The sequence below is a fragment of the Acidovorax sp. Root219 genome (assembly GCF_001428665.1).
In the GTDB taxonomy this organism is placed as follows: Bacteria; Pseudomonadota; Gammaproteobacteria; order Burkholderiales; family Burkholderiaceae_C; genus Acidovorax.
In genome coordinates this window covers 273,408-283,842 of the sequence record NZ_LMIJ01000046.1, presented here as the reverse complement: position 1 = coordinate 283,842, position 10,435 = coordinate 273,408, and the positions used below count along the sequence as shown (strand labels likewise).

The following is a 10,435-nucleotide window of genomic DNA, read 5'->3' as shown; positions in this document are numbered from 1 at the left end:
CGCAGGGCCTGGGGTGGGTGCGTGTGCCGAAGGACACACGCACTTCGTGATCTGGCTCGTCGCGGATGTTTGAGCGGAGTTCGAAGAACGCAGCGAGTTCCGCGACGCCACCCCGGGCCCGAGCATCGCAGGTTGCCCGCAGCGAAGCGAAGGGACGCAGACTGCGGGGCGCCNACTTTCTTTTTGCGCAAAAAGAAAGTAGGTGCGCCGCCGGGCGCACATCCCGGCCTCCGCCCTCAACCCAGGCAAACGGCTGAATAGAAACCCTGAACTCAACGCGCCGGGGCAGCCACAGACGCAGCCGGCCCTACCACCGCAGCAGCAGGGGCCGCACCACTGGCCCCAGGCGCAGGCAGCACAACCGGTGCAGCGACGGGCGGCGTCACCGTCACCTGCGGAACCCACCGATCCAGCCAATGCGCCCGCCACGCCACAAACCCCACCACGACCACGGCAACCAGAACCCCGAGCCCCACCCACACAGGGCTATTGGACTCCGCAAACGGGTCATCGAGCATGCGCCGTGCATTGGCCGGCACCTTGGCCACCTGCGACAGGGATCCGCCCAGGCGCGTGTTCACCCGCATGCGCCCATTGATTGCCCAGCCACTGGCATCGAGGATGGGCCCCAGGCTGCGCTGGCGCAGCTTGAGCCAGGCGATCAGCATGCTCGGCCCCGAGATCGCCAGCACGATGCCGATGAGTGCCAGCGGTATCCAGATCCCCAGGTCCACGAACTTGCCGAAGATGCCCACCAGCACCGCGCTGATGCTCCCCAGTGCCACGCCGATGGCGGCCACCGTGCCGACGTCGGTACGTCGTGGGGTACCGGGCACGGTCACGCTGCTGGCGTTGGTGCCCACGGTCTTGAGATCGGTGCTGGCCAGGGTGCTGGCGGCCGTGCCCAGTGACTTCTGTGCGCGCGCATCGCTGGCCGATGCGCGCTTGGCCACCTGCTCTTCGATCATGCGAACGAACTTCTTGTACGGCGAGAAGAATGCCTGGCGGATGCTCGTGGGGTTCTCGATGATGCGGGTGATGGTGGCGTCCCAGTCGTGGCCGTCGCGGTCGTAGAACACGCCGTTGCGGCCCACGAAAAGGAAGTCCACGTCGCCGGCGGTGAATGCCGCGACGATGCCTATCTTCTGGCCCTTGCGCGTGCAGTCGCAGTACGCCAGGTAGGTCTTGGCCAGGCCGGCCAGTTTGGCGTGGCGCGCGGCGTCGGACACCTGCACCACCAGGTCGCAGCTGCGCGCATCCAGGTACAACGTGCCGGCCTGGAAGATGGCACCGCGGCGCTGGTAGAAGGCCGAGAACGAGACGAAATTGTTGAGCAACTCCAGCAGGTCGCGCTTGAAGCGCAGCAGCTTCTCCAGCCCCAACGCCTGCTCGTTGTGGGCCTGCTCGGCCTCGTCCTCGTCGATCAGGGCCATCACGCGCTGCTCGGCATCACCTGCCAGGAGGGCGTCACGAACGTCTTCGTCCAGCGCATCGAGCCTTGTGGCGGGGCGGTCGGCCAGCCACTGCTGGCAGGGCGCCAGCGACTTCTGGATCAGCTGCCACTCGTCCTGCGTCAGGCTTTCAGCGTTGCTGCGCGCCAGCAGGGGCTCCACCGTGCGTTCGCGGAAGTTGCGCAGGGCCTTGGCCCAGGCCGGGTTCACGCCGTGCCTGAGGGGCAGTGCGCCGCCAGGGGTGATGGGGGCCAGGGGCAGGGTGGTGATGGCCGGCGAGGCCAAGCCCAGGTCCTGGCTGGCCATGGCGCTGTACTCATCGAGCGAGGGGTTCAGTGCCGTGGCGGCGCGCGGGTCGTAGGCCGCCAGGCGGGTGCGGGCGAAGAAGTCCTCCACCTTCGCGGCCACGGCGTTCATGGCCTCGGTGGCGGCCAGGGTGCGCTCGCCCAGGGCCAGGCCGGTGGTGGCGCCGCGCGCCTGGGCGGCCCAGGCCCTGAGCTGGCCGAGCTCGGCAAAGAAGGCCTCGGCGCGTTGGCGGTCGATGCCGGGCAACTGCTTGTCGGTGGCGGGTGGAATGCTGCCGTGCGTGGTGATGATGTGGGCGATGGCATCGCGCGCCACGCTGTCGTCCTTGACTGCGGTGTCCACGGTGATGATGCCGTCGCCATTGAAGCGCATGCCACTGAGCTGCTTGCTGCGCTCCAGCACATCGGCCAGCGCAATGGCCGTGTCCTCGGGTCGGCCTGCCATGGCCAGCAGGCGCCTGGCCTCTGCGGCCAGCGCTGCACCTTCTTCGGTGCGGTCGTCGATGGCCCTGATTTCCAGCGTGTCGCCGGGTTGTGCCAGTTCGTCCGCGCTGTGCAGCTGCGCGCAGGCCCACGCACAGGCGGCCAGCAGTTCGGGCGGGCGGATGCGGCCGTCCTTGTCGGTATCGATCAGGTCCAGCGTGCGCTCGTCGAACTCGATGCCGCGCGTGGGGCAGGCCAGGGCCACCCAGAGTTTCTGGTCCAGTTCCGCCAGGTGGGCGATGTCTGCACCGCTCTGGATGATGACCTGGTCCACGCCGCCGGCGCGAAAGAACTGCCAGGCGTGCTGGGGTGGGGGCTGCTCGGGCTGCAGCGGGGCGCGGTGGGTGGGAAGGAATGTGGCGACGGTCGGCTGCGGCTGAGGGTCCATGCCCTCATTGTCGGCAGCCTGCGCCCATCACCACCCCGGACCTGGGCGAACAGGCCTGTAGGCAATCTCCTACGAGCGCGATCCGGCGCCCAGCCAGCGCAGCGGGTTGAACCCCGTCACCAGGCCCGTGGCCACCAGCACCAGCATGCCGCCCCACAGCATGCCCGGACCCAGCGCCTCGCCCAGGAACAGGTGGCCCCAGGCCACGCCGAACAGCGGGATCATGAAGGCGCTGCTCATGGCCGCCACGGGCGAGACCTGGCTGAGCACGCGCAGGTTGAGCCAATAGGCCAGGCCCGAGGTGACGATGCCCATCACCGCCACGGCGGCCAGCGCGGTGGGCGTGAACTGCGCCTCGGGCAGGCTCCAGGCCGCGCCGGGCAGCAGCATGACCAGGGCCGTGCCGTGGATGCCGGCCGCAATCGCCAGTGGCGGCATGCGCGTGGTGGCGCGTTTCATCCACGGGGTGGAGACGCCGTAGCAGGCCGATGCCGTCATGCAGGCCAGGGCGGCAATGATGAGCGCTGGTGTGGGAGTGACCGGGCCGAGCTGCACGATGAGTGCCACGCCGGCAAAGCCGCAGAGGCAGCCCAGCCATTTGCGCGCGCTCAGCGTGTCTTCCTTGAGCCAGGCGGCTGCGATCACGCTGAAAGGCACGGCCATGGTGTTGAGCAGCGAGCTGTAGCCCGCAGGCAGGTACAGCGCGGCCCAGGAGTACAGCAGGAACGGGATGGCCACCGTGAGCGCACCCAGCCCCACCAGTTCGCGCCAGTGGCGCCAGGGCCAGCGCTCGCCGGCCACGCGCATGATGAAGATCAGCGTGAGTGTGGCCAGACCGATGCGCAAGGCGGCCATGACATTGGGCCCGAGCACGGGGCTCGCGACGCGGATGAAAAGGAAGGAGGCGCCCCACAGGGCAGACAGCAGCACGAGCTGCAAAAAATGGCGAGTCTTCACCCGAGCATTCTCAGGCAGGCTGGCAAATTCTGCAGGCTACTTGCGCACCTCGTCCACCATGGCGCGGAAGTCGTCGATGTCCTCGAAGCTTCGGTAGACGCTGGCAAAGCGGATGTAGGCGATCTTGTCGAGCTTCTTGAGCTCGCGCATCACCAGTTCGCCGATGCGGCTGGAGAGCACTTCGCGCTGGCCCAGGTTGAGCAGCTTTTCCTCGATGCGCTCGATGGCGCTGTCGATCTGCGTGGTGCTCACCGGGCGCTTGCGCAGCGCCAGGTTGAACGAGCCGAGCAGCTTGCCGCGTTCGTACTCGATGCGACGGCCATCCTTCTTGACGATGGCCGGGAAGTTCACTTCCGGCCGCTCGTAGGTGGTAAAGCGCTTGTCGCAGGCGCCGCACTGGCGCCTGCGGCGGATGAAGTCACCTTCTTCAGACACCCGGGTTTCGACGACCTGCGTTTCCTGGTGGCTGCAGAAGGGGCACTTCATGGCGGGGCCGAATCAGCCGTAGACCGGGAAGCGGGCCGTCAGCGCGTTGACCTTGGCACGCACGGCGGCGATGTTGGCCTCGTCGCGCGGGTTGTCCAGCACGTCGGCGATCAGGTTGGCCGTGATGCGCGCTTCTTCTTCCTTGAAGCCGCGCGTGGTCATCGCGGGGGTGCCGATGCGCACGCCGCTGGTCACCATCGGCTTTTCAGGGTCGTTGGGGATGGCGTTCTTGTTGATCGTCATGTGGGCCGCGCCCAGCACGGCCTCGGCTTCCTTGCCGGTGATGCCCTTGGCGCGCAGGTCGACCAGCATCACGTGGCTTTGCGTGCCGCCGGAGACGATGCGCAGGCCGCGGGCGGTCAGCGTTTCGGCCACGACCTGGGCGTTCTTGATGACCTGTTCCTGGTAGGTCTTGAAGTCGGGCTGCAGCGCTTCCTTGAAGGCCACAGCCTTGGCGGCGATGACATGCATCAGCGGGCCGCCTTGCAGGCCGGGGAAGATGGCGCTGTTGATGGCCTTCTCGTGCTCGGCCTTCATCAGGATGATGCCGCCGCGCGGGCCGCGCAGGCTCTTGTGCGTGGTGCTGGTGACCACGTCGGCATGAGGCACGGGGTTGGGGTACACGCCGGCAGCGATCAGGCCGGCGTAGTGGGCCATGTCGACCATGAAGATAGCGCCCACGTCCTTGGCCACCTTGGCAAAGCGTGCGAAGTCGATGTGCAGGCTGTAGGCCGATGCACCCGCGATGATCAGCTTGGGCTTGGTTTCGTGCGCCTTCTTCTCCATGGCGTCGTAGTCCAGCACTTCATTGGCATCGAGGCCATAGGAGACCACGTTGAACCACTTGCCCGACATGTTCAGCGGCATGCCGTGCGTGAGGTGGCCGCCTTCGGCCAGGCTCATGCCCATGATGGTGTCGCCGGGCTTGAGGAAGGCCAGGAACACAGCCTCGTTGGCCGAGGCGCCGCAGTGCGGCTGCACGTTGGCGGCATCGGCGCCGAAGATCTTCTTGACGCGGTCGATGGCCAACTGCTCGGCCACGTCCACATGCTCGCAGCCACCGTAGTAGCGCTTGCCAGGGTAGCCTTCGGCGTACTTGTTGGTCAGCTGGGTGCCCTGGGCCCACATCACGGCGGGGGAGGCATAGTTCTCGCTGGCGATCAGCTCGATGTGGTGCTCTTGGCGGGCGTTCTCGGCCGTGATGGCGGCAAAGATTTCGGGGTCGGCTTGTTCGACAAGAATATTGCGTTGGTACATGGCAGTCCTATGAACTTGTGTCCCTTGAAACAAGGGCTGCCCAGGCGAACGGCTGAACGCGGCGGGCATGACACCCGTGCGGCACGCTCCCCAGTGGTTCACAAGGGGCAAGCCCTTGTCGGTTTCCACGTCAGCGGCAGCCCGGTTGCGGGGCTGCGCCTATCGCCAGTTGCGTACCCGCATAGTGTATCCCAGGCAGCGGCACTGCTCCAGCAGCGCGGCCGGGAGCTGTGTATCAGGATGGTTGCGAGAGCAGGGCGACCTTGTCGCTGCCGTTGTTGGCCGGCGAAGCAGGGGCTGGCAGCTTGACCGACGCAGGGATCGACTGCACCGGCGCCTGCGTGGACAGGGTGGCGGGCGGGTTGGTCGGCATGGCGCGGCCACCGGCCACCTGGCGCAGGCGGAAGTGCTCGGCCAGCACCTTGGCGGTGTAGCCGCCATCGTCGGGCAGGTTGGCCGCGCCCACGTAGTAGCGCAGGCCGCCTTCGAGCGAGCCAGCGCGGGCGATGCATTCCTGCAGCACCTTCACGCCCACGCGCAGGTTGGTCACCGGGTCGAAGGCCGCGAAGTGGCCGCCGAAGTTCTGGTACTTCTCGGTGTGCACGGTGGTCATCACCTGCATCAGGCCCTGGGCACCCACGGAGCTTTGCGCAAAGGGGTTGAAGTTGGACTCGATGGCCATGATGGCCAGGATCAGGGTCGGGTCGAGCTTGTTGCGGGCGCCGAGTTCATAGGCCTCGGCCACCAGCACGCTCAGCGGCTCGGGGGCCACGCGGTACTTCTTGCTCAGCCAGAACGCCACGGCGGCCTGCTCCTTGGGCAGGTCCTTGGGGTTGCCAGCGGTGGCGCGCTCGCTCGCTTCGGGCTCGATGGGCATGCCCAGCACGGCGACCTGGCGCGCCTGCAGCCAGTTCATGAGCTTTTCTTCTCCGGCCTGGCGCAGGTCGGGCCGGGCGGTCAATGCGATAACGACGAATGCAACGGTCAGCCCGATGAGGGCGAAGCTGCTGTGGGTGATTTCAAGAAAACCTTCGGTCACGTCGGCTGCGAAGGTTCGCATGCCGGAGACTATTTTTCCTGACGCTGTCATAGCTCTTCCTTTCTGGGGCGCTTCCCTGAGGCCCTGCCAGCACGGGTGGTTGGCAGGATCAGGCGTATCACCTGGATTGGTACGCCATCAATTTCAGGCCTGCAAAAAGCAAGAGGGGCCGTGAGTTGACTTAGCCGGGTTCGGCAGCGGGTTGGGGTTTTTACTAGCCATTTTTGAGGCTGGCGGATTCTAGGAGGTCACCAAATACCTAGTCAATACTAACAAATTCAATCGTTAGATTAAAAAAGCATGAAAAATCTGGTAGAAAACACAGGGTTTTGCCTTTTTTCACCCGAAGCGGTTGCCCGGCCAAGCACAGCCCGGTGACGGCCATGTGTCAAATTCAATCGGCTTTTACCGCACCATTGCAAAACCGGGTTGAGCCCGGCAGCCGACTTTGGTAAGGTTCGTCTGCCTGTTGATTTCAGGCATCGCCAGACGAAGCGAACTCTCCCGCCGATGGGCATTCAGTGCCGCGGTGCAGCAGATGAAACTTCCACGGCACCCCCTGGAGGCAATACCTTGCCTCCTCGCACGGTGGACCTTCATCTCCGCCTTGCGAAACGATGGCAAAGACCGTTGTGTCAGCCGTCAAGCCCGGGAGACTGTCCACTTCGGAAAGTCCCCCGGGCTTTCTTGTTTCTGGGTCGTTGCTTGCGTCGCGTTCCCACGTTTTCAAACATGCGGCTTCATGCTGGGGAAGGGTGCTTGGAGCATGGCGCCGCGGGCCCGCAGGCGGGCCCGGATGGGCCTGTATTGAACTGCCTCAAGGCATTGAATGGGCCCTTGGCGCATATATATAGATAATGGGGGCAATTCCCAGAGCGGGCACAGGCCCCTGGGAGACACCGCAACCCTGCAATGCAGGGTGCACAAGCCCGCACACCGGGTGGCTCTGGACAGGATATCCCCGAGGGACCTCCTTGCCAGGACTGCCGGTGGCCCGCCTGCACGAACCCGGTGAAAATAGCCCGTTTTCTGCCATGTACCTGCTCTGGCTGGCGCGAGCCTTGGTGGCCTCGCGCATCCAGCCCGAGCAGGGATGGCCGTTCGCAATCCATTGGATCCATGTTTCCATTTTTTTCCCGCAGCAAAATGTCCGACGCACCTGAAGTGAATCCGGCCCCGGCCAAAACCCAAGAGGCGCATCCCCTGGATGCACTGACCGGCGGCGCCTTCTCTGCCGCCACCTCGGGCGAGCGCGCCTCCCGCATCCGTGATTGGCTGGCCACGCAGCCAGCGCCAGAGCAGCTGCAGGAAGTGTTCAAGGAACTGAGCGGCCGCGACAAGGGCGCTGCCCGTGCCGTGCGCGAGCGCCTCGACGAGATCCGCCGCGCCAAGGGCCAGGAAGTGATTGCCGCCGAGTGGGCCGAGAAGGCCCAGGCGTTGCTGTCCGCGCCCAAGCTCAACATCGCCGATGCCCTGGCATGGCAGCGCGACGCGGCCAAGGCCGGCGCGCCGCTGTCGCGCGAACCGCTGTCCCTGCTCAAGGTGCAGGTGGCCGATCGTGTGAAGGTCATCGAAGACCTGCAGCACCGTGTGCAGGTGCAGCGCGAAGCCGCCGTGCTGCTCGCGCAGCGCATCGAAGTGCTCTCCACCAAGCCCTGGCGCGACGCGCACGGCGCGCTGGAGCTGCTGCGCGCTGACGTCGCCCGCTGGCAGGAGCAGGCCCAGGAGCTGACCAGCGACGCCAGCTGGGCCAGCGTGGAAGCGCGCTTCCCGCCGCTGCTGGATGCCTCGCGCACCCAGTTGCTGGTGGTGTGGGATGCCTTCCAGCCCGCCGTGGCCCAGGCCGCCGCTGCCGCTGAAGATGCCAATGCCCCGCTGCCACCCGTGCCGGTGTGGGCCGATGAGCTGCGCGCCGCCCGTGGCCTGCCCACCGAGGCCGCAGCGGCTGCTGCGGCCGGCGCCGCTGCCAAGCCCGCCCGTGCGCCGAACAAGCCCAAGGTCGACCCCGAAGTGCGCGACAAGGCCGTGCAGGCCGTGCGCGATGCGCTGGTGGTGCTTGAGAAGGAAACCGCAGAAGGCCATGGCAAGGCCAGTGCCGGCGCCGCCGCCGCGCTGCGCGCCGTGCTCAAGAACCATGGCAAGCACATCGATGCCGCGTTGGAGCAGCAGGTGCACACGGCCCTGGTGGCCGCAGGCGAGCTCGAAGGCTGGCAGCGCTGGGGCGCCGACCAGGTGCGCGAGGACCTCGTGGCCAAGGCCGAAGCCCTGCTCAACCGCCCCGAGGGCCAGGCCCTGGGTGGCCGCAAGATGCAGGAAACCCTGCGCGCCCTGCGCGAGCAGTGGAAGCAGGCCGACCAGGGCGGTGCGCCCAACCACGGCCTGTGGAAGAAGTTCGACGAGGCCTGCAATGCCGCGCACAAGGTCGTGGAAGCCTGGCTCGACAAGATCCGCGCTGATGCCGCCGAGCACAAGGCCCAGCGCCTGGCCCTGATCGAGGAGGTCAAGGCCTGGACGCAGGAACATGCCACTTCAGGCGACTGGAAGGCCATCAACCGCGCCCTGTACCAGTTCGGCGACCGCTGGCGCGAAGGTGGCCACGTGGGCGAGAAGATCTTTGCCGAACTGCAGCCGCTGTGGAAGCAGGCCATCGCTGGCGCAGCTGCGCCGCTGGAGGCCGCGCAAAAGGAAAGCCTGGCCCGCCGCCACGCCATGATCGACGAGGCCGTGGCCCTGGGCGCCGCGCCCGCGTTGCGCATCGACGCCATCAAGTCGCTGCAGCAGCGCTGGCAGACCGAGGCACAGACCGTGCCGCTGGATCGCAAGCACGAGCAGAAGCTGTGGGACGCATTCCGCAAGCCCATCGACGAAGCCTTCAACCGCAAGTCGGCCGACCGCGAAAAGGCCGTGACCGAGCTGAGCGCGCACGACCGCGTGGTGCTCGACGCCTCCAAGGCCCTGGAGGCCGCCAACGCCACGGGCGATGCGCAGCAGATCCGCGCCGCCGTGCAGGCCCTGGAGGCCGCGCTGCGCGGCCAGGCCAAGGCCGCCGAGGCGGCTGCCTCGGCGCACAAGAGCGAGCAAAGCGCTGCCGCATCGGTGGCGCAGGCCGACGAGGCCGCTGCTGCGACCGGTGATGGCGAAGCGACTGCGGCGGATGCTGGCGCGGACGGCGAAGCGGCAGCCCCTGCCGCAGCCCCCGTGGCGCCGCCCAAGCCTGCCCGCCCCGTGGTGGCCGTGCGTGGCGACGACCGCCCCGGCATGAAAAAGGATGCACCCGCCGCCCCCGGCCGCGGTGCGCGGCCTGGTGAGCGCCGCGATGGCGGCCGTGGCGATGCAGGCCGTGGCGGCCCGCGCGATGGCCGTCCTGGTGACCGGGGTGCAGACCGCGGCGGTGACCGTGGTGGCCGCTTCGGCGACCGCCCGGCCTACGAAGACCGTGGCCCGCGCCTGGGCGATACGGCCTTCCGTGCCCAGCGCGACGCCATGGAGCACGCCCAGATGGCCCTGAAGAAGCTGGCTGCGCAGGCCCATGGCGAGGCGCTCACGCAGCTGCTCGCGGCCTGGGAAAAGCGCGATGCGGCACAGGTGCCGAGCACGCAGGACCTGGGTGGCCGCGTGACGCCGGCCGTGCGCACGTCTTGGACGCAGGCGCTGTCTGCCGCGCCCAAGGGCGATGCGGCCGAGGCCCTGCTGCGCCTGGAAATGGCGGCCGAGGTGCCCACCCCGGCCGAGCACATCTCCGCACGCCGCCTGCTGCAGTTGCAGTTGCTCACGCGCCGCAACGACCCTGCGCCCGAGCAGACCTGGGGCCAGGATGCGGCCCGCGTGCTGGCCAGCCCGAGCGATGGCGCCACGGCCCGCCGCCTGCAGAACGTGCTGAAGAACCTGCTGCGCAAGTAAGGGGCAAGCCCGGGCCTATGCCCGGCGCAGCCTTTGAAGCGCCTTTGCGTGCATGCCCCTGGGCATGGATGCGAAGGCGCTTTGTCTTTGGTGAGGTGGGTGTGTGTAGGGAGCGTGCCGGTGCCTGGGCGCACGGGCCGAGGGGCTGCTGTGGATGCAGCCGCAAAAA

General features: G+C 67.3%; 7 protein-coding genes and 1 riboswitch. Of the genes, 2 read left to right on the top strand and 5 right to left on the bottom strand.

The features are described 5' to 3' along the window. Nucleotides 1-272: 272 nt before the first annotated feature. The 5 genes from ASE28_RS29765 to ASE28_RS29745 all read right to left on the bottom strand — a co-directional run bounded on the left by ASE28_RS29765 (nucleotide 273) and on the right by ASE28_RS29745 (nucleotide 6,417). Nucleotides 273-2,627 (bottom strand): hypothetical protein, encoded by a 2,355-nt coding sequence (locus ASE28_RS29765; RefSeq protein WP_157422177.1) that lies wholly within the window; start codon nucleotides 2,625-2,627, stop codon nucleotides 273-275. Between the two features lie 69 nt (nucleotides 2,628-2,696). Further along, nucleotides 2,697-3,584, bottom strand: coding sequence for a DMT family transporter (locus ASE28_RS29760; RefSeq protein ID WP_057269626.1), 888 nt, complete (start codon nucleotides 3,582-3,584; stop codon nucleotides 2,697-2,699). A 36-nt stretch (nucleotides 3,585-3,620) separates the two neighbouring features. Then, nucleotides 3,621-4,070, bottom strand: a complete 450-nt coding sequence (nrdR, locus tag ASE28_RS29755) for a transcriptional regulator NrdR (protein ID WP_007856647.1) — start codon at nucleotides 4,068-4,070, stop codon at nucleotides 3,621-3,623. 12 nt (nucleotides 4,071-4,082) lie between these two features. Further along, entirely contained in the window at nucleotides 4,083-5,327 is a 1,245-nt protein-coding gene (gene glyA / locus ASE28_RS29750) for a serine hydroxymethyltransferase (RefSeq protein ID WP_057205581.1), read from the bottom strand. Between the two features lie 31 nt (nucleotides 5,328-5,358). Continuing rightward, nucleotides 5,359-5,510, bottom strand: a riboswitch (ZMP/ZTP riboswitch). A gap of 52 nt (nucleotides 5,511-5,562) precedes the next feature. Next, a complete protein-coding gene (locus ASE28_RS29745) occupies nucleotides 5,563-6,417 on the bottom strand; it encodes a lytic transglycosylase domain-containing protein (RefSeq protein ID WP_057205583.1) in 855 nt (284 codons plus the stop codon). A gap of 923 nt (nucleotides 6,418-7,340) precedes the next feature. On the opposite strand from ASE28_RS29745, the gene ASE28_RS32555 reads away from it, so the two are divergent. Both ASE28_RS32555 and ASE28_RS29740 read left to right on the top strand, forming a co-directional pair. Then, on the top strand, nucleotides 7,341-7,529 hold the full coding sequence (locus ASE28_RS32555; RefSeq protein ID WP_162262288.1) for a hypothetical protein: 189 nt from the start codon (nucleotides 7,341-7,343) through the stop codon (nucleotides 7,527-7,529). Beyond that, the gene (locus ASE28_RS29740; RefSeq protein WP_057269625.1) at nucleotides 7,486-10,266 is read left to right on the top strand and encodes a DUF349 domain-containing protein; all 2,781 of its coding nucleotides are present in this window, start codon (nucleotides 7,486-7,488) and stop codon (nucleotides 10,264-10,266) included. Before ASE28_RS32555 ends, ASE28_RS29740 begins: the two co-directional genes overlap by 44 nt. The last annotated feature ends 169 nt before the right edge of the window (nucleotides 10,267-10,435 follow it).